This is a genomic window from Paraburkholderia sejongensis (assembly GCF_020880815.1).
GTDB classification, from domain to species: domain Bacteria; phylum Pseudomonadota; class Gammaproteobacteria; order Burkholderiales; family Burkholderiaceae; genus Paraburkholderia; species Paraburkholderia sejongensis.
In genome coordinates this window covers 172,873-192,765 of the sequence record NZ_JAJITD010000012.1, presented here as the reverse complement: position 1 = coordinate 192,765, position 19,893 = coordinate 172,873, and the positions used below count along the sequence as shown (strand labels likewise).

The window sequence follows — 19,893 nt, the reverse complement described above, 5'->3', positions numbered from 1 at the left end:
AACGGACCATCATGCCGTCATTCGATCTGCGTCTGCCGACGCTTCGCCGCGCCTATCGCGAACGCACGCTCACACCGCGCCAGCTGATCGCGCAGTTGCGCGAGAAGGCCGCGGCGCTCAATCCCGAGTTCAATCTGTTCATTCATCTGCTGACCGACAGCGAGATCGAGCCTTTCCTCGCGCGGCTCGACGAACCCGGCGCGGCGAGCCTGCCGCTCTACGGCATTCCGTTCGCGATCAAGGACAACATCGACCTCGCCGGTATCGAGACCACCGCCGCCTGTCCCGCGTTCGCGTACACGCCGGCCGAATCGGCGACGCTGGTCGCGCAGTTGATCGGCCTGGGCGCAATACCGCTCGGCAAGACCAATCTGGATCAGTTCGCGACGGGCCTGAACGGCACGCGCTCGCCGTACGGCAAGTGCCGCAACAGCGTGCATCCGGACTATCCGTCGGGCGGGTCCAGCGCGGGCTCGTCGCTCGCGGTCGCGCTCGGCGTCGCGAGCTTCGCGCTCGGCACCGACACCGCCGGCTCCGGACGCGTGCCCGCCGCGCTGAACAATCTCGTCGGTCTGAAGCCGACCCGCGGCGTGCTGTCGACCGCCGGCGTGGTGCCGGCGTGCCGCACGCTCGATTGCGTGACCTTTTTCACGGCGACGGCCGCCGAAGCCAGCGAACTGTTCGCGCTGACCGCGCAGGCCGATCCGCGCGACGCGTACAGCCGCAACAATCCGCAATGGAACGGCGCGTCCGCGTTCGGCACGCCGCGCGCATTTCGCTTCGGCGTGCCGGCGCAGCTCGAATTCGCCGGCTGCGCGGAAAGCCCGGCGTTGTTCGCAAAGGCGCGCGCGCTGCTGGAGGCGGCCGGCGGCGAAGCGGTCGAGATCGACTTCGCGCCGTTCGTCGAAGCCGCGCAATTGCTGTATCAGGGTCCATGGGTCGCGGAGCGCTACAGCGTGGCCGGCGAATTGATGACGAGCCGGCCGGACGCGGTCCTGCCGGTGATCCGCGATGTACTCGAGAAGGCGCCCGCCGCGCGCGCGGTCGAACTCTTTCGCGCGCAATATCGGTTGCAGCATCTGAAAGCGGTCTGCGACGCAGCGCTCGACCCGCTCGACTTCGTGTTGACGCCGGCTTATCCGCGCCCGGTGACACTGGCCGAACTGGCGCGCGACCCGATCGCGCCGAACTCGCTACTCGGCTATTACACGAACTTCATGAATCTGCTGGACTATGCGGCTGTCGCCACGCCGACCGGATTCATGCAGAACGGTCTGCCGTGGGGCGTGACGGTGTTCGGGCGAGCGTTCACCGATCAATATCTGCTCGGGGTCGCCGAGCTGCTGCAGCGCGCGAGCGGCATCGAATGCGTCGGCGGCAACGCGATCGAGGTGAGCCAGCGCAACGCCGCCAGCCACGATCGAATGCGTGTCGCCGTGTGCGGTGCGCATATGCAAGGGCTGCCGTTGAACCGCGACCTCGTTTCGCGCCGCGCTCATCTCGTGCAAAAGACGCAGACCGCGCCCGCTTACCGTTTGTGCGCGCTGCCCGCGTCGGCCGACGGCACGCGCCGCCCCGGCCTGTGGCGAAGCGAAGCGCAAGGCGTGCGCATTGCCGTCGAAGTGTGGGACATGCCGAGTGCGGAATTCGGCTCGTTTCTCGCGACGATACCGTCGCCGCTTGCGCTCGGCAAAGTCGAACTGTCCGACGGTGCGTGGGTCAGCGGCTTTCTGTGCGAGCCGTACGGCGTCGAGTCCGGCGAGGACATTTCCACGCTGGGCGGCTGGCGCGCGTGGCTTGCCGAACGCAACGACGCGTGAGAGGGTTGCGCGGGCCGCTCGCTTGCAACGCTACGCGAACCGGTACAGCTTCACCGGGTTGTCGACAAAGATGCGTTGCTGCCAGTCCGCCCTTCCGATCCAACCCGCGATGACATCCAGCAGGCTCGCATCGTCCGGCTTTTGAGTCTTCTGCGTCGGATGAGGCCAGTCGGTACCCCATAGCATGCGCTCCGGCGCCCTCTCGATCAGCGCTTTGGCGACGGGCGCAACGTCTTCGTAGCCAGGCGTGCCCGTCTTGCTATCGACGTACGGCCCCGACAATGTGACCCACGTATTGCCCTTATCGACGAGGCGCTGCGCGGTACGCAATGCATCCGACGACAGCCCGCCCGGTTGCGGAACGTGCGCGATATGGTCGATCACGAGCGGACACGGCAGCGCCGACAGGTGGGACTCCAGCTCGGGCAGCCGCGCGCCCTGCACCACCAGTTCGATGTGCCAGCCGAGATTCGCAACACGCGCGGCGAGCGGCGCGAGCATGTCGAGCGTGGTCGCGCCCGGATAGCTGAGGTTGAAGCGAATCGCCCGGATGCCGCCGCTATCGAGTTCGTGCAATTGCGCATCGCTCACCGAATTGTCGACCACGGCAACGCCGCGCGCATTGTTGCCGAACTGCCTGAGCGCTTCCAGCGTGCAGCGGTTGTCCGTTCCATACGTCGATGGCGTCACCACCACATTGCGCGTCACACCCAGCCGTGCCTGCAACAGCCGGTACTGCGCGACCGTCGCATTCGGCGGACGCAGCGCGGTGCCCGGCGCGACCGGAAAGCGGTCGTCATAGATGTGCATGTGACAGTCGATCGCCCCTTCGGGCAACCTGAACGCGGGCTGCTGCGTGCCGCTCGACCACGTTTGCTCCGCGCCGGCCAGCGCGGGCAACGCGGCACTCGCCAGCGCGGCGCCGGCGACCCGCAGGAATTCACGTCGGGCTATCGGCCGCATCGTCAGACGGTCTCCGTCGTACCGCCGACCGCGCCCGCGTGTGCGCGGCGGGTCAGCAGCAACAGCGTCGCGACGCTCACGAGCGTGAGGACCGCCAGCGGCATCAACGCCAGCGCGTAGCTGCCCGTCGCCTCTTTCACCCATCCGTACACGTTCACCATCAAGCCGCCGCCAAGCAGGTTCGCGATTGCATTGACCGTCGCGAGCCCCGCGGCCACCGTGCTGTTGGACAACATGCCGGTGGCGAGCGCCCAGAACGGTCCCTTGAACGAATACGCGCCGACCAGCACCGCGGTGAGCATGCAGACCGTCGGCAGCAGCGAGCCGCTCAGCGACGTCGCGAACAGGCCCAGACCGATCAGCAGCATCGGCACGGCGGTATGCCAGCGGCGTTCGCCAACGCGGTCCGAGCGCCGGCCCCAGTAAACCATCAGCACCGAGGCGGCCGCGTACGGCACCGAATTGAGCAGACCGGTCTGCATCACCGACAAGCCGAACGACTTGAGCAGTTGCGGCTGCCACACCGCCAGCGTGCTGCCGGCCGCGGACGCACAGGTATTGACGAGCGCGAGACACAGCACATAGCGGTTGCGGAACAGCTTGGTGAGCGGCAGCGACGGCACCTTTTTCGGCGTCTGCTGCGAGGTTTCGAGCGCATTCACGAGCCAACTGCGTTCGTCGTCCGCGAGCCACTTCGCGTCGGTGGGCTTATTCGTCAGCATGAACAGACACGCAATGCCGAGCAGCACGGTCGGAATGCCTTCGAGAAGGAACAGCCACTGCCAGCCGCGCAAACCCCACACCCCGTCCATCTGCAACAGCAGTGCCGAGATCGGCGAGCCGATGAAGCTCGCGGCCGGAATCGCGACCATGAAGGTGGCGACGATGCGGGCGCGATACGACGCCGGAATCCAGTACGACAGGTACAGCAGCACGCCGGGGAAGAAGCCGGCCTCGGCCGCGCCCAGCAGAAACCGCAGCACGTAAAACGTCGTCGCGTTGTGCACCAGCGCGGTCGCCGCCGACACGAGGCCCCACGTGAACATGATCCGGCCGATCCAGAGCCGCGCGCCGTACTTCTGTAGCGCGAGGTTGCTCGGCACTTCGCACAGGAAGTACGAAATGAAGAACAGGCTGCTGCCGAAGCCGAACACTCTCGGCGACATGCCGAGGTCGTGATTCATCTGCAGCGACGCCATGCCGACGTTGCCCCGGTCGATAAAAGCGAGCAGGTAGCAGACCATCAGAAAAGGAATCAGTCGCCAGACTACCTTGCGGATGGTCCGGCGCTCGAGCGCGGACTTTTCCATGGATTCAGTGTGCATTGTTGTCTCCGTTTACTATGCGCCGAAGCGCGAATTCCTGAATCGTTGCCAGCCGATCACGGCGGTTACACCGCACGCGAGAATCACCGCCATCGCCGCGAACGTGTGCCGCACGCCGAGCGCCTCCGAAGCAGTCCCGACGAGCAGGTAGCCGAATGGCATCGTGCCGTTGTAGGCCATCCCGTACATGCCGACGAGGCCGCCGCGCACGTGATCCGGACACTGCCGCTGGATCGTCGCGTTGGTCGACGTGGCCGCGAATGTGAGGCTGAAGCCGAGCATGAAGAAGGCCGGGATCGATCCGGCCGCGCGCGTGGTCGCCGCGAGCGCCGCGAGCGCGACGACGGCCGACCACGGCGCCCACGCAATGAAGCGCCGCGACGCGGGCGGGCCGAACGCCGACGACAGCAACAGCGCCGCGCTCAGCGAACCGGCTCCGGCACACGCGAAAAACACGCCGGTAAAACGGGCCGCGTCGTGAAAGCCCTTGTCCGCGAGCAGCGGCACGAGTGTCTGATAGCTGCCGGCGAACAAACCGATGCATGCGAGGATCGGCAGATAGCGCGCGGAAAACGCGTCGGACATCACGTAGCCGACCGCATCGCGCAGGCTGCTCTCCGCGCGCGCGAGCCGGCGCGTCGAGGCCGTGGCGATCGAGCGCACACACGTCGCCATGAAGCAAAGCGCGAGCGCGTAAATGACGAAGGAGGCTCTGGCGCCGAGCGTCGGATAAACGAAACCAGCAATCGTCGGGCCGACCATGCGCCCCACGTTGTAGACCATCGTGTTCATCGCGACCGCGTTGGACGTATGCGCCGCATCCTGCAGGCTCGTGAGCAGCAGCACCTGGCGCGCCGGCGTCTCGATCGCGCTCGACACGCCGATCGCGAGCGCGTGGGCGAGGATCAGTTTCACGCCGAGCACGCCGAACAGCGATAGCGTGAAAAGACTGCTAGTGAGCAGCAGCGACGCCGTCAGTACGCACAGCGTCGCGCGTTTGGCATTGGCCGAACTGATGCGCGAGCCGGCCACCGGCGCGACGATCAACTGCGGCCCGTACAGTAAAAAGTTCAGCAACGCGAGAATCGCCGCCGAGCCGGACAGGTGATAGATCAGCAGATTCAGCGTGACGTTCTGGGTCCAACTGCCGAGCACGGACGCGACCTGCCCGCTCAGATAGCGCCGCAGCGAAGCTTCCGCGAGCGCCGGAAACAACCTGCCGACCAGTCCCGTTTGCGGTATCGCACTCATGCGAGCGCCTTGCCGCGCGTTTCCGGCGCGAAGCACACCACTACCGCCGCGGCGATGAACGCGACGATCGTCGTCGCGAGGCCCAGCACGAAACCGCCCGAGGTCGACGCCAGCGCACCGATCACCAGCGGCGCGAGGAAGCCGCCGAGCCGTCCGCCGTTGTAGGCGAGACCCATGTAGAAACCGCGCGATGCCGTATTGCCGATGATCTCCGCGAGGAACGGCCCCGCTCCCGCAAAGATGCCGTTCACGCTGAAGCCGGTCAGAAAGATCGCCGCCGTCAACAGCCACGCATTCGTCGACACGATATACACGCCCACCGCCGCCGCGCCGACCAGCAGATACGCAAGGAACATCGGACGCCGGCCGAGCCGGTCCACCCACGCCGAGAACAGCAGGAACCCGCAGATCGCGCCGAATTGCAGCGCCAGCACGAACTTCAGGCTATGCACGAAGTCGAGATGCTTGACCGTGACGAGAAACGTCGGCGTCCACGTGAAAACACCCCAGTACAGGTATTGCAAAAAGAAGATGAAGCCGAACGCGGTCAGCAGGCCACGCACGTTCAGCTTGTCGCCGTTCGCCACGGCGCGCTTTTCAGGGTTTGCGACGGCGCGCTGGCGTTCCAGCCAGATCGGCGATTCGGGCGTCTTGCGGGCGACCCAGAACAGGATGAAGAAAGGCGACGCGCCGATCAGAAACAGCAGTCGCCAGCCATGTCCGGCCAGCCCATCATTCGCACCACTGACGATGCCCGCCAGCGTGATCGCGAGAATCGCGCCGACCGGCAAGCCCATCTGCATCAGCGCGCCGCCCTTGCCGCGCCGGCTCGCGTGCCAGGTCTCCGCAATCAGCGCGGCGCCCGCGGTCCAGGTGCCGCCCATGCCGAGCGCGCCGAAAAAGCGCAACGTCGCGAACCAGTGCTCGTTGGGCGCGAACGCGATCAGGCCGGAGAACAGCGAGTAAATACCGATGCAAAGCAGCGCGGTCCGCACGCGTCCCAGCCGGTCCGACACGTAGCCGAACAGGATGCCGCCGACGATCTGACCCGCCGCGGTAATGCTCGTGAACAATCCGAGCTGCGCCTTGCTCAGGCCGAACTGCAGCGCGAGTGTCGGCAGCAGCAGCGACAGCAGGAACGAGTCGTAGCTTTCGAAGGTCCAGCCGAGTCCCGCGAGAGAAAGCGAGCGCCACTCGACGCCGGTGATGCTTCTGAATCCGCTTGCTTGTTTAGTCGTGTCGAATTCGGCTGCCGCCGCAGTTCCGCTCGTTTTCATCTGTTGTCTCCCGCAATAGCGAGGCGATAGGTCGAAGCCGCGGTCCGGTGGAACAACGCGGCCTTTTCATCGGCGGACATCGCCGACGCCAGTCGTTTGAATGCGTTCCATAGCACGCGGTAGCTGAACATTCCCTTATCGACCGGGAAATTGCTTTCGAACATGCAGCGATTCGTGCCGAAAAGTTCGACGCAGGTTTCGAAGTACGGCTGCCACGCCGCGGCGAGTTGCTCCGACGACGGCGGCAGCTCGCGCGTGGCGAAATCGAAGCCGAACACGTTCATGCCCGCGCCGCCGAGTTTGATACGCGTGTTCGGCAAAGTGGCGAGACGCGCAAGCTTGTGCTTCCACTCGGCGAGCACGCCCGGGCGCTGCTTCGCGTACGCCGCCACGCCCAACGGGCCGCCGAAATGGTCGATGACGACGGTCACGTCGGGCACCACGCGCGCCAGCTCGTACAGTTCATCGAGTTGCGTGTGATACACCCACGCGTCGAGCGCGAGGTCGTAGCGGCCGAGCATTGCGACGCCGTCGCGAAACGCCGGATTCGTCATCAGATCGCGCGGCGGCGTGACCGGGCTCGAACTCACCGCCGGATCCGCATGCCACGCGAGCGGATTGCGGATGCCGCGCAGACGGCCGCCGGACACCGCCAGCATCGCTTCGAGCACAGCCTGCAGTTGCGCGCCCAGCGTCAGATCCGCGCCGCCGACGATCGCCTCGCAGCAGCGCGCCGGTCCGTATGCGCCGCTAGCAAACATCGCGGCGATCCCGTTGGCGAACTCGACTTCGCCCAGCGGCTTCAGCGCATCCGGACCGTGCTCGCGCAACATCGAGCGGCACTGCACGTAGACCGTCGACACGACCCGGTGACCGCTGCTCACATCGTTGCGAAACTCGTCGGCGAGATAGCGCCCGCTCTGACGGTCCCACAGGTGGTGATGCGCATCGACGATCGCGAGTTCCGGTTCGAGCACCGGCTCGTCGCGTAACGCGAGCCAGTCGGGCCGGATCGGCAAATGGGGCGCGTGAACGATCTGCATCGGGTCGCCCGTCAGAACTTCTGGCGCATGCCGATCACCACGCCGGTCTGGTTATAGCCGGGCGCGACCGTGCCGTAACCGTTCACGCCGAGCGTGGAGTTGTTCTTGTTGCGCGCGAAGGCCGCGGTCGCGTACAGGTCGGTGCGCTTGGACAGCAGATAATCCGCGCTCAGCACCGCCAGCCACGGGTCCGCGCCGGTCGAATGAACGTCCTGGTAATAGCCGGTTGCGGTCAGCACGAACGCGGGCGTGATCGAATATTGCGCGCCAGCCCAGTACAGGTTCGCTGCGCTCGCGTCGGAACCGTTCGCGACGCGGATCGGATTGACCGGCAGGAACGCATTCGACGCGCGCAGATAGCGATAGCCGGCGAAGCCCTTGACCGGTCCGAACACATAGGACGCGGCGGCCGTCGCGCGACGCTCGGTGGCGGTGTTCGTCGCGACGGTGTTGCTGTTGCGCTGCTCGTACGACACGCTCGCCGCGAGCGGACCTTGCGCGAAAGTGAGCGCGCCGCTGAAGAAACGCCCGGTGATTTGCGCGCCCGGCACTTCGGTGCCGTAGCCGGTGTCGTAGCGCGTGCTGTACATCGCCTGCGCGGTCACCGGGCCGAACACGCCGGTGTACTTCGCCGAGTTGTCGATACGGGCGGCCGTCGCGTAGTCGAGCGACAGCACCGAGTAGCGCGACGAAGCGCCCATCGGATCGAAAGCGACCGCCTGTTCATAGAGCAGCGCGTTCTGCCGGCCCAACGTCAACTGCTGGCCGCGATACGACAGGCCGACCCATGCCTGCCTGCCGAACAGTCTGGAAGTCGTGGCCGGATTCGTGCCGAGACCGCGGGTCGATTGCGCGGTCGTGCCGTCGTTGATATTGAAGCCGCTCTCCAACTGGAAAATCGCCTTCATTCCGCCGCCAAGGTCTTCGGCGCCCTTGAGCCCCCAGCGCGAACCCGACAGGTTGCCCGACACCATGCGCGTCTGTGAGCCGCCAGCACTTGTATTGTTGGTGTACTCGATGCCGACGTCGGCAATGCCGTACAGCGTGACGCTGCTTTGCGCGTGCGCGGCGCCGCACAAGAGGCTCACGCCCGCGGCTGCGACAGCTCCGAGCATCGAGCGGGATTTCGAGTTGACGTGCTGGCTGTTTTTATTGAACGACATGGAGTCTCCGAAGAACGTTTATGGTTTGGTTTTGGTAGAGAACAAATCAGGCGCCGCGAGCGGAGCGCGCTTCACCCGCGTTCGCGCCCGGATCGCCGAGCCACGCGATGGTCAACGCGCCGAGCAGCAGCACACCCGACACCGCGAGCAGCGGCACGGCGAAGCCGCCGGAAAGCTGTTTGAGCGCGCCGATCATCGACGGCCCCACGAAACCGCCGAGGTTGCCGACCGAGACGATCAGCGCGAGGCCGCCGGCCGCCGCGCGGCCCGTCAGGAAGCCTGACGGAATCGCCCAGTAGGTGGCCTGGAACGCGAGAATGCCGCTGACCGTGAAGCACAGTGCAATCAGCTTGAGCGCCGGCGTATCGATGAACGTGCTGGCACACAGCGCGAGCGCGGCGACGACCAGCGCGCCCGCCACATACGGGATGCGGTTTTGCGAGCGATTGGCAACGCGCGCCCACCACAGCATCACCACCGCGCCGAGCGCGTACGGAATCGCGGTGAGCCAGCCCACCACCGAATGTTCGACGCCGAACTGCTTGATGATTTGCGGCATCCACAAACCGACGCCGAGCGAGCCGACGATCCCGCAGAAGTTGATGAACGCGAGCACGAACACGCGCCAGTTGGTCATCGCATCGCGCAGATTGCTGCCGTGCTTCGCGCCGATGTCGCGCTGTTCGAGCGCGAGACGCCGTGCGAGCGACGACTTCTCTTCGTCGCTGAGCCACTTCGCTTTCTCGGGACGGTCGGCCAGCACGAACAGACAGGCAATGCCGAGAATCACCGCGGGCACCCCTTCGACCAGCAGCAGCCACTGCCAGCTACGCAAACCGTGCAGGCCGCCGAGTTCGAGCAGCGCGCCTGAAACCGGCGAGCCGACCATGTTCGCGACAGGAATGCCGACGAGGAACGCGGCGGTCACCTTGGCGCGCCATTTGCCCGGAAACCAGTGCGTGAAATACAGGTAGATGCCGGGCGTAAAGCCGGCCTCCGCGACGCCGAGCAGAAAGCGCGCGGCCGCAAAACTTTTCGGGCCGACGACGAACGCGGTCGCCATCGAAAACAGACCCCACGTGATCATGATGCGAGCGATCCACACGCGCGCGCCGACCTTTTGCATGATCAGATTGCTGGGAATCTCGAACAGGAAGTACCCGATGAAAAACATCCCCGCACCGAACCCGAACTGCTCGGCCGTCAGGCCGAGGTCCTTGTTCATCGTCAGCGCGGCAAAGCCGACGTTGGTCCGGTCGAGATAGCTGATCACATAACAGATGAAGATGAACGGCAGAATGCGCCGGAATGCTTTCGCGAGCGTGCGCTCGCTGGCCGCATAGTCTTCGGCCGAGATGCGCTGGACGGGCGGTGCGTCGGCGGGCTGTGCGGCGCTGTCGCCGCTCGTGCCACGCAAGGTGTGCGAAATGGTCATGCTTGCCTCCTCCATCGCGCTTCTGTCGACGCGATGCGTTGATATAGGACGGGCGCGTGGCCCGTCACGCGTCGCGCGTCAAGCGCTCTGCTTCGCCCGCTTCGGCAACGCTCCGGCAACCGTCATCGCGGCTTTGAGCACCGTTCCCGATACCGATTCGGTCATGTACAGCGTCTTCATGTCGGCGCCGCCGAAGCACAGGTTCGTGAGCGACGCGCCTTCGGGGCTGGTCAGAATTTCGACCGGCTCGGCGCGATGATTGAGCACCCACGCGCGACCGAGCCCGGGGTTCGCGACCAGCAGGCGTCCTTCGCAATCGATGGTCAGGCCGTCCGGGCCGCTCGGGCCGTACGACGTGAAGAACTGCCCGACCTTGCTGACCGAGCCGTCCGCCTGCAGCGGCACCCGCCACACGCTATTGCCGCGCGTCATGCCGACGAACAGCACTTTCTCGTCCGGCGACAGCACCAGCCCGTTCGGGCTCGGGCAATTGCCGAGCAGCATGTCCAGCTTGCCGTCGGGCGACAGCCGGTAGACCCGGCCGGTCGGATCGTGCAGGCCCGATTGCCCCTGGTCCGTGAAGTACAGGTTGCCGTTCGAATCGAACGTGAGGTCGTTCACGCCCCTGAAGCGCTCGCTGTTGCGGCGCTCGAGAAACGGCCGCACTTCGCCGCGCACGATGTCGAGCAGCATCAGGCCGTTGCGATAGTCGGTGATCAGCAGATGCGTATCGTCGAAGCGCTTCATCCCGTTCGGCTCGCCTTCGTACTGGACGACGAGTTCCCACTCGCCCGAAGCGGAAATCCGGAATACGCGGCCGTGAGGAATGTCGGTGACGAACAGATAACCGTCCGGGTCCCACACCGGCCCCTCGAGGAACGAATCGGTCGCGAGGCCGCCGCGATTGGCGCGCGCCCATTCGGTCTGGACCTCGGGTCTGCGGAATTTCTCCGGCATGCGCGTGAACACTTCGGCTGTGCGCACTTCGGGCGAGATGAGATAGAACATGGTGGACCTTGCGTTGCGTACTTCAGGCTGCGTTGCGCGCGTGTTCGCCGATGACCGCGAGCACATTGGCGGCGGCGCCCGTGCCCATGTTCACGTAGGCGGCATCGCTGACGCCACCGACATGCGGCGACAGAATCGCGTTCGGGATCTGCTGGAACGGGTGCGGATGGGTCATCGGCTCGACATCGAAGCTGTCCAGTCCGGCCGCGTGCAATTGACCGCTCAGGAGTGCGTCCGACAGCGCCGCTTCATCGATCAGCCCGCCGCGCGCGGTGTTGACGAGAATCGCGCCGCGCTTGAAGCGGGCGAGCGTGTCGCGGTTCAGCATCCGGCGGTTCTCGGCGGTCAGCGGACAGTGCAGCGAGACCACGTCCGACGTCGCATACAGCGTGTCGAGCGGCACCAGATCCACTCCGGCGGGCGCTTGTTGCGCGTACGGATCGCACGCGAGCACGCGCATGCCGAACGCCGCGCCGATCGCGGCAACGCGCCGGCCGATCGCGCCCAGTCCGACGAGGCCGAGCGTGCGCCCGTCCAGTTCGATCGACTTATGGGTGGATTTGTCCCAGTGGCCTGCGCGCATGCGCTGGTCGAGCTGCGTGACCGACTTCGCGCACGCGAGGATCAACGCCCACGTGTGCTCGGCAACCGCCGCGGCGTTCGCGCCGACCGCCGCTTTCACCGCAATGCCGCGCTCGGCCGCGGCTGCCTGATCGATCACGTCGATGCCGCTGCCGTGCTTGGAAATGACCTGCAGGTTCCCGGCGGCATCCATGATCCGCGCGTTCACCTTGCCGTAGCGGACGATGATCGCCACCGGCCGGGTCGCCGCGCACAATTGCACGAGGTCTTCTTCGGTGGGCTGCTTGCCCGCGAACACGACTTCGAACTGGCTCAGCATCTCGAGCGCTTGCGGCGCGAGGTCGGCGGCCGTCACGAGGACGACGGGTTTTTGCGAACGGGTCTGCATCACAGCGCCTCGCCTTCGGCCAGCATCCCCGCTGCGCGCAACTCTTTTTCGACCCAGCCCGGACGCACGTCGCCTTTGTGAATCGCGGCGATCCGCGCGGTTTCCATGTCGAGCTTCTTCTGTGCGAGATCGATGATGCGGGCGACGTCGTGGCGTGCAATCACGACCACGCCATCCGCGTCGCCGACCACCAGATCGCCCGGGTTGACGGGCGCACCGCCCATCGAGATCGGCGCATTCACGCGACCCGCGACGCTTTTGGTCGGGCCGCACGGATTGAGGCCGGCCGAGAAGATCGGGTAGTCGCCGTTGGCCAGTTCGTGCGCATCGCGCACCGCGCCATCGATGATGATCCCGGCGATGCCGCTCGCCTTCGCCTGTGCCGCCATGATCTCGCCAAGCAGCGCGCAGGAGATATCGCCCTTGCCGTCCACCACGATCACATCGCCCGGCTTCGCGATCGCGAGCGCGGCGTGGATCGCGAGGTTGTCGCCGACGCGCACTTCGACCGTCACCGCGGGACCCGCGACTTTCATGGTCCGCGCGAGGGGTTGCACGCGGCCGTGCACCGTGCCGCGACGTCCGGCGACGTCGGCGAGGATCGCGGCCTGAAAGCGGGCAGCCGCCTCGACCAGTTCCGGCGTGACGCGTTCGATGTTGCGATTGATCAATGAAGTACTTGCGGATGTCGTGCTCATGAGTTTCACCTCGGTCTGGAGCGTTGTACTATGTACAACAGTGGTGTACGGAGTGAAATCACTATAGCGAACGGCGCGAAATCGGCACATCGGCGTTTACCCTTTTACGGTATGAAACGCCGTTTTACTGTGTACAATGCCTACCAATGGAAGACGGGAGGGGAAGATGGGAAACGACGGTGTGGCCGCGGTCGAAAAGGCGTTGTCGCTGTTGGACTGTTTCAAGCCGGGCGCTGAGTCGCAATCGCTTGCGATGCTCGCGCAAACGTCCGGCATGCACAAAACGACCGTCTATCGACTGATGAACTCGCTCGAACGCATGGGTTATGTGGTGCGCTCGCAGGCGGGCAACTATTCGCTCGGACACCGGCTTTTGTATCTGGGCAAACTGTTCGAGCAGTCGTTCCATCTGTCGTCGGTCGTCGAGCCCGCGCTGCACGCGCTGGCGGCGCTGACGAAAGAAAGCGCATCGTACTACGTGCACGACAACGGTCGGCGGCTTTGCCTGTTCAGGGTCGAGCCTTCGGAGGGCCTGCGCGAAACCCGGCTCGCCGGAACGACGCTGCCGCTCGACGACACGGCTATCGCCCAGGTCATCCGTTACTGGGGACTCGGCGAGCCGATATACGACAAGCCGCCTGCGCTGCCGCTCTTCACGGCAGGCGCACGCGACGTGCATACAGCCGCGTTCGCGGTACCGGTTTTCGGCGCTGGCGACCAGTTCATGGCGGCACTCACGCTTTCGGGCCCGGCGTCCCGGCTGAACGCGGCACATGCGTCGGGCGAACTGGATCGCCCGCAACTGGATACGGCCGCTGATCTATCGCGGAAGCTCGGGGCGAGCGCCGGATTCTGCGAGAACGTCTACCGCTCGTGAGTGTTCGGTTCAACGCGTGATTCGTGGGTTGACTATCGATGCGCTCGCAGGATGCCGCGAGCGCTACGCAATGCCGCCTGCCTCACACGCCTCGGGCCCACCGCTTGCTGCGCCTGCGCGCGCCTTCCATTCGATAGCCAACCCTAAATCGATACGCGCCGACCCGCGATTACATCTATTGGCATAGCAAGGACAACGTAACTAATATTCGCTCACTGATTGAGCCATGGCGCAGCCGGCTCCGGTCCGAACCCGGCGCGTCGGCGTGCGTTCCGCGCTGCGCGCAAAGGGAGGATGTATGTCGCTCTCGCCCTCACCTCGCCCATCTCTGCCCGCCCCCCACGATCCACATTCGCGACCGCGCATCACGCTTTGGTCCGGGGTCGCGCTCGCCGGCTTTGCCGTCGCGCAGCCAGGTTTCGCCGGCGGCGCACTGCCGCAAGGCGGCCACTACGTCGCCGGCAGCGGCGGCATCGCGAGCCAGGGTAATTCGCTCGTCGTCACGCAGCCCGGCTCGACGCGCGGCGTGATCGACTGGCACAGCTTCTCGATCGGCAACGGCAATACCGTCACATTCAACAACGGTTCGGGCGCGACGCTCAATCGCGTGAGCGGCTGCGCACCGTCGACGATCCTCGGCACCCTCACCGCCACCGGCGACGTGTATCTGATCAATCCGCAAGGCATCGTTATCGGGCGCAGCGGAGTAGTCAGTACCGGCGGGCGCTTTCTCGCCTCGACGCTCGACGTGCCCGACACCGCGTTCATCAATGGCGGGACGCTGACGTTCGCGGGCACCTCGACCGGCGATGTGGTGAATCTCGGCAGGATCAGTTCGAGCGGCGGCGACGTGTTTCTGATCTCACGCAATGTCGTGCTGAACCGCGGCTCCGTCGACGCGCCGAACGGCACTGCCGAATACGCAGTCGGCCAGCAGGTGGTGCTGGCCGATTGGGCGAGCGGCAGACAGATACTCGTGCAGACCGGCAGCAAAGGCAGCGTGATCGACAGCGGCGCGACCCAAGCCGCGCAGATCGCGCTCGCGGCAGCAGACGGCAATATCTACGCGCTCGCCGGCAACGGCTCGCGAATCCGCGCGACCGGCACCGCGACCCGCGACGGCCACATCTGGCTGGTCGCCGACGAGGGCCGCGTCACCCAGCAGGGAACCGTAACGGCAACCAATCGCGACGGCAGCGGCGGCACCGTCGATACGCTCGCCGCATCGCTGAGCTTCGCCCATGACGCGGCGGTCAAAGCCGGACTGTGGAACGTATCGACGCCGGCCTTCACGATCGATCGCGCGGCCTCGCGCGCGTTGATGCGCAGTCTGAACGCCGGCACCTCGGTCGATGCCAGCGCGACCGGCACGAACGGTGCGAGCGGCGATCTGACGGTGGCGTCGAATCTGAGCTGGAACGGTTCGGCATCCTTGGTACTCGCGGCCGCGCACAACGTCGCGATCGCCGCCGGCGCGACCGTGCGCAACACCGGCAGTGGCAATCTGAGCTTGCGCGCCGATGCGGCGGGGATCGACAACAACGGCAGCGTGACCAACCAGGGCAGCATCGACTGGTCGGGCAGCACCGGAATCGTCAGCGCGTTCTATGACATGAACGGCAGCTACAGCCCCGGCACGATCGTCGCGAACAGCGCGTGGACCGCTGCGCCATATAGCGGCCTCGTCACTCAGGTGACCGCCTACAAGCTGGTCAATTCGGTCACCGATTTGCAGAACGTCGCGCTCGATCTCAGCGGCGCTTACGCGCTCGGCAGGGATCTCGACGCCGGCGCGGCGAGCCCGTCGGGCCCGTTCGCCTCGCTCGGCAACGCGGACACGCCGTTCTCCGGCCAATTCGACGGGATGGGCCACGTGATCGACCGCTTCACTCAGTTCGATCAATCGACGCAGACTTCGACGACGCCGGCGTATGGACTGTTCGGGGTGATCGGTCCGAGCGGCGTCGTGCGCAACGTCGGAATGACCAATGCAACGGTCGGCACCAATTCCTACTATCCGCAAGGACTTCCGCTCGGCATTCTTGCCGGCCAGAACCAGGGGTTGATTACGTATGCCTATACCAGCGGCGGCCGCTTTTCCGCGTCGTTCGAAGGCGCGTATCTCGGCGGGCTGGTCGGACGCAACGACGGATTGATCGAACGCTCGTCGAGCAGCGCGTCGGTTGGCTCGGCCGGTTTGCTGGGCGGACTGGTCGGTGCCAATTTCGGCACCATCGCGCAATCCTATTCAACCGGCCCGGTCAGCGCAGGCAACCATGGCGACGCCGGTGCGCTCGTGGGCCACAACGGCGGCACGATTTCGCAATCGTATGCAACGGGCGTCTCGTATGGCGGCTTGAGCACCGGCGGCATCGCTTTCACCAACGCCGGTACGATCGAGCAATCGTTCGCGGCCGGACTGGTGCAGGGCTATTGCTGCTCGCCGCCGGATACGCCCACCAGTTTCGGCGGCATCGCCGGGTACAACGCGCCGGAGGGCAACGCGGGAATCGCGAGCAACGTCTATTGGGACAAGGACACGACCACGCGCAGCGTCAGCGCCGGGACGGGCCCGCAACTGCCGGCATCGAACGGCCTGACGACCGCGCAGATGAGCGATCCGGCCAGCTTCGTCGGCTGGGACTTCGGCCCGGGCGGTGTCTGGACGATGCCGGCCGGCGCGACCCATCCGGTTCTGAGCTGGCAGCAGTCACACTAGAGGCAGGCGGCTCTCTACGCCTGCGCAGCCTTCACCGCTCGCGCCGGCTTGCGCGAATCGGCGAACAGCTCGGCGACGACGCCGCGCAGCCAGCGATTGCCTTCATCCTGCTGGACCCGCTCGTGCCACAGCAGATGAATCGGCGCGCCCGGCAGCGACACCGGCAGACCGCACATGCTCAATGAAAACGGCTCGGCGAGCTGCAACGCAAGCCGCTCCGGCACGGTCGCGATCAGATCGGTACGTTGCAGGATATAGCCGACGCTCATGAAATGCGGCACGGTCAGCCGCACTTGCCGCCGCACGCCGCGCCGCTTCAACGACTCCTCGACCTGACCGTGGCCGGTGCCGGCCGACACCACCACCAGATGCTCGGCGTCGCGCCAGCGCGCGAGCGTGAGCGGCGCCTGTTCGAGCGGATGGCCGCGCCGGAACAGGCACACGTAGCGCTGATCGAACAGGCGGCGCTGATAGAAACCGCCCTTCAGTTGCGGCAGCAAACCGATCGCGAGATCGACGCGGCCGTCGGCCATCTGTTCGCCCAGGTTCACGCCGGTATTGCGCACCGTGTTTAACACGACGCCCGGCGCCTCGCGCGCCAGCCGCTCGAGCAGCGCGGGCAAAAACACCACTTCGCCGATATCGGTCATGCCGAGCGTGATCGTGCGACTCGCGCGCAACGGATCGAAACCGGTCACCGGATTGAGCGCGGCGCGCAGCGTCGCGAGCGCCTGCGCGACCGGGTCCGCGAGACGCAGCGCGAACGGCGTCGGCACCACGCCGCCCGGCCCGCGCACGAACAACGGATCGCCGAGCCGGCGCCGCAGCTTCGCGAGCGCATTGCTGACGCCGGGCTGGCTCATGTTCATCTGCTCGGCCACGCTCGCTACGCGCCGCTCCTGCATCAGGCGGTGAAACAGCAACAGCAGATTAAGGTCGATCTCGCTCAGTTCCATGATTCAGGCCTTCCGTCGATCGTTGAAATCGATCATTCAAATTAGTGATGAAGCAGATTCCATCCATTTTATTGTGGAATGAGACCCGGCCACCGAGAATGGCTTCACCTCACGGCGCAAGCATTCGACGCCCCGGCGGCACGCGCCGGCCCCTCGTCGCTTATAAATCTGAATCTCGGAGACATAGTCATGAAGCACCACGACCTGAAAATCGCCATCGTCGGCGCCGGTATCGGCGGTCTGACACTCGCGCTCGCGCTGCGCGAGCATGGGATCGACGCACAACTGTACGAACAGACCGACGAGCTGCGCGAAGTCGGCGCGGCCGTCGCGCTGTCGGCCAACGCGACGCGCTTCTACGACCGGATGGGTCTGCGCGCGCAATTCGAGAAGGTGGTCGCCGAAGTGCCCGGCCTCGTCTATCGCGACGGCCGCAGCGGCGAGGTGATCGGTCATCATCGCGGCACGCCCGACTATCGCGGGCAATTCGGCGGCTCGTACTGGGGCATTCATCGCGCCGATCTGCAGGCGATTCTGTCGAGCGCGGTCGGCCTCGAACATATCAAGCTCAGCCATCGGCTCGTCGATCTGACCCAGCATGCCGACCATGTCGAACTGACGTTCCAGAACGGCGGACGCGCGAGCGCAGATCTGGTGATCGGCGCCGACGGCGCGCGTTCGCTGACGCGCCGCTGGATGCTCGGCTATGACGACGTGTTGTATTCCGGTTGCTCGGGCTTTCGCGGCGTGGTGCCGGCCGAGCGCATGGATCTGTTGCCCGATCCCGAAACGATCCAGTTCTGGGTCGGGCCGGGCGGCCACCTGCTGCACTACCCGATCGGCGACAACGGCGATCAGAACTTCCTGCTGGTCGAACGGCATCCGTCGCCGTGGCCGTCGCGCGACTGGGTGATGCCGGCTAACGAAGGCGAGCAGTTGCGTCAGTTCAGGAACTGGCATCCGGCCGTCGTGCAGATGATCAGCGCGGTACCGATCAGCCAGCGCTGGGGTCTGTTCCACCGTCCGCCGCTCGGCCGCTGGAGCAAGGGCCGCGTGACGCTGATCGGCGATGCCGCGCATGCGCTAGTGCCGCATCACGGGCAGGGCGCGAATCAGTCAATCGAAGACGCGGTGGTGCTGGCCGATCAACTCGCGAAGGCAGGTCCGGGCAACTGGCGCGAAGCGCAGGAATCCTACGAACGTCTGCGTCGCGGGCGCACTCGCAAGGTTCAGTACGCGTCAATTTCGACCGCCGACGTGCTGCATCTGCCGGACGGTCCCGCGGCGACCGAGCGCAATGCGCGGCTCGGCTCACGCGAGAAGGTGCTGCACCACCTCGACTGGATTCACGATTTCGACGCGTTGTCGGAGGAGCCGAATGAGCGTCAGGGGGGGACCTGGCTTTGAGGGTTTGGGTTTGAGGGTTTGAGGCTTCAGCTTTGATTGCAGTTTTGATTGCCGCGTCGCTTATGGGCACGCGGCAATCTCGCGTTTACGCGGCTGGCGCGGCGATCTATCGTTAGTTGACGCCGGCGCTGACCAGCGCCGCCGAGCTGAACACCGCTGCTTTGTGCGTGCGCGGCTGAGCGGGACCTGGATGCAACGTGAGCGCAACATGAACGCAAGCGGGCCGCACGGGGCAGCACGATTCTTGCGCGGTGTTTCGGTACGACCGGCACCGTCCTCGCTGCGCCGCGCGTCTGCACCCGCATCTGCGCGGACCGTGCTATTCATGCGCGGCAAGTGCAGCAAGCCGGTGCCGTGCGTCGCCTTAACTCTCCGGCGAGGTCACCGATGACCCCAGCTTTTTACACGATTGGCCACTCCACCCGCGCGTTGCAGGAATTCATCGCGCTGCTGCAAGGCGAGCGGATCGAACTGCTGGTCGACGTGCGCAGCATTCCGCGCTCGCGCACCAATCCGCAGTTCAATCGCGATACGCTGCCGGCCTCGCTCGCACCGGCGCAAATCGATTACGTGCATCTCGCGGCGCTCGGCGGACGACGCGGCAAGCGCAAGGACGACATGCCGTCGCCGAATACGTACTGGACGCACCCGGCGTTTCGCAACTACGCGGACTACGCGCTGAGCGACACGTTTCGCGACGGCTTGTCGGAGTTGCTGACGCTCGGCCACCGGCAACGCTGCGCGATCATGTGTTCGGAGGCGGTCTGGTGGCGCTGTCACCGGCGTATCATCACCGACTATCTGCTGATGCACGGCGAAACCGTGCTGCACATCATGGATGCGCAGCACACTACCGCTGCCACGATGACGCCCGGCGCCGAGCCGCAAGCCGACGGCACGCTGATCTACCTGGCTGCGGAATCGGCGTGAGCCAATTTGCGATCCACGCCCCACGACTTACGACCCACCGCTTACGACCCA

At 65.6% G+C, this 19,893-nt stretch carries 16 protein-coding genes; 5 read left to right on the top strand and 11 right to left on the bottom strand.

Features of this window, described 5'->3' with window-relative positions; translation table 11 throughout:
* The first annotated feature begins 11 nt into the window (after positions 1–11).
* Positions 12–1,820: an allophanate hydrolase gene (gene atzF / locus LJ656_RS23530; protein ID WP_230511916.1), complete on the top strand. Its 1,809-nt coding sequence runs from the start codon at positions 12–14 to the stop codon at positions 1,818–1,820.
* A 30-nt stretch (positions 1,821–1,850) separates the two neighbouring features.
* Here atzF and LJ656_RS23525 read toward each other — a convergent pair whose 3' ends face one another.
* The 10 genes from LJ656_RS23525 to LJ656_RS23480 all read right to left on the bottom strand — a co-directional run bounded on the left by LJ656_RS23525 (position 1,851) and on the right by LJ656_RS23480 (position 12,953).
* Positions 1,851–2,783: an amidohydrolase family protein gene (locus tag LJ656_RS23525; protein ID WP_230511915.1), complete on the bottom strand. Its 933-nt coding sequence runs from the start codon at positions 2,781–2,783 to the stop codon at positions 1,851–1,853.
* Positions 2,784–2,785: 2 nt separating this feature from the next.
* On the bottom strand, positions 2,786–4,108 hold the full coding sequence (locus tag LJ656_RS23520) for an MFS transporter (RefSeq protein ID WP_230511914.1): 1,323 nt from the start codon (positions 4,106–4,108) through the stop codon (positions 2,786–2,788).
* Positions 4,109–4,123: 15 nt separating this feature from the next.
* The gene (locus LJ656_RS23515; RefSeq protein ID WP_230511913.1) at positions 4,124–5,359 is read right to left on the bottom strand and encodes an MFS transporter; all 1,236 of its coding nucleotides are present in this window, start codon (positions 5,357–5,359) and stop codon (positions 4,124–4,126) included.
* The gene (locus LJ656_RS23510; protein ID WP_230511912.1) at positions 5,356–6,636 is read right to left on the bottom strand and encodes an MFS transporter; all 1,281 of its coding nucleotides are present in this window, start codon (positions 6,634–6,636) and stop codon (positions 5,356–5,358) included. Before LJ656_RS23510 ends, LJ656_RS23515 begins: the two co-directional genes overlap by 4 nt.
* Positions 6,633–7,679 carry an amidohydrolase family protein gene (locus tag LJ656_RS23505; protein ID WP_230511911.1) on the bottom strand — a complete coding sequence of 349 codons (1,047 nt, stop codon included), beginning with the start codon at positions 7,677–7,679 and terminating at the stop codon, positions 6,633–6,635. Before LJ656_RS23505 ends, LJ656_RS23510 begins: the two co-directional genes overlap by 4 nt.
* 11 nt (positions 7,680–7,690) lie before the next feature.
* Entirely contained in the window at positions 7,691–8,842 is a 1,152-nt protein-coding gene (locus tag LJ656_RS23500) for a porin (RefSeq protein WP_230511910.1), read from the bottom strand.
* A 46-nt stretch (positions 8,843–8,888) separates the two neighbouring features.
* A complete protein-coding gene (locus LJ656_RS23495; RefSeq protein WP_230511909.1) occupies positions 8,889–10,277 on the bottom strand; it encodes an MFS transporter in 1,389 nt (462 codons plus the stop codon).
* A gap of 78 nt (positions 10,278–10,355) precedes the next feature.
* On the bottom strand, positions 10,356–11,285 hold the full coding sequence (locus LJ656_RS23490) for an SMP-30/gluconolactonase/LRE family protein (RefSeq protein ID WP_230511908.1): 930 nt from the start codon (positions 11,283–11,285) through the stop codon (positions 10,356–10,358).
* Between the two features lie 22 nt (positions 11,286–11,307).
* The gene (locus LJ656_RS23485; RefSeq protein ID WP_230511907.1) at positions 11,308–12,255 is read right to left on the bottom strand and encodes a hydroxyacid dehydrogenase; all 948 of its coding nucleotides are present in this window, start codon (positions 12,253–12,255) and stop codon (positions 11,308–11,310) included.
* Positions 12,255–12,953 carry an RraA family protein gene (locus LJ656_RS23480; protein WP_230511906.1) on the bottom strand — a complete coding sequence of 233 codons (699 nt, stop codon included), beginning with the start codon at positions 12,951–12,953 and terminating at the stop codon, positions 12,255–12,257. Before LJ656_RS23480 ends, LJ656_RS23485 begins: the two co-directional genes overlap by 1 nt.
* Before the next feature lie 166 nt (positions 12,954–13,119).
* Between LJ656_RS23480 and LJ656_RS23475 the strand changes: the two genes are divergently transcribed.
* Together LJ656_RS23475 and LJ656_RS23470 are read left to right on the top strand one after the other, a co-directional pair.
* Positions 13,120–13,830 (top strand): IclR family transcriptional regulator, encoded by a 711-nt coding sequence (locus LJ656_RS23475; protein WP_230511905.1) that lies wholly within the window; start codon positions 13,120–13,122, stop codon positions 13,828–13,830.
* Between the two features lie 298 nt (positions 13,831–14,128).
* Complete coding sequence (locus tag LJ656_RS23470; protein WP_230511904.1) at positions 14,129–16,549, top strand: two-partner secretion domain-containing protein; 2,421 nt, start codon at positions 14,129–14,131, stop codon at positions 16,547–16,549.
* A gap of 14 nt (positions 16,550–16,563) precedes the next feature.
* Here LJ656_RS23470 and LJ656_RS23465 read toward each other — a convergent pair whose 3' ends face one another.
* Positions 16,564–17,505 (bottom strand): LysR family transcriptional regulator, encoded by a 942-nt coding sequence (locus LJ656_RS23465; RefSeq protein ID WP_230511903.1) that lies wholly within the window; start codon positions 17,503–17,505, stop codon positions 16,564–16,566.
* 189 nt (positions 17,506–17,694) lie between these two features.
* On the opposite strand from LJ656_RS23465, the gene LJ656_RS23460 reads away from it, so the two are divergent.
* Together LJ656_RS23460 and LJ656_RS23455 are read left to right on the top strand one after the other, a co-directional pair.
* Positions 17,695–18,912: an FAD-dependent oxidoreductase gene (locus LJ656_RS23460; protein WP_230511902.1), complete on the top strand. Its 1,218-nt coding sequence runs from the start codon at positions 17,695–17,697 to the stop codon at positions 18,910–18,912.
* A 387-nt stretch (positions 18,913–19,299) separates the two neighbouring features.
* A complete protein-coding gene (locus tag LJ656_RS23455; RefSeq protein ID WP_230511901.1) occupies positions 19,300–19,842 on the top strand; it encodes a DUF488 domain-containing protein in 543 nt (180 codons plus the stop codon).
* Positions 19,843–19,893 lie beyond the last annotated feature (51 nt).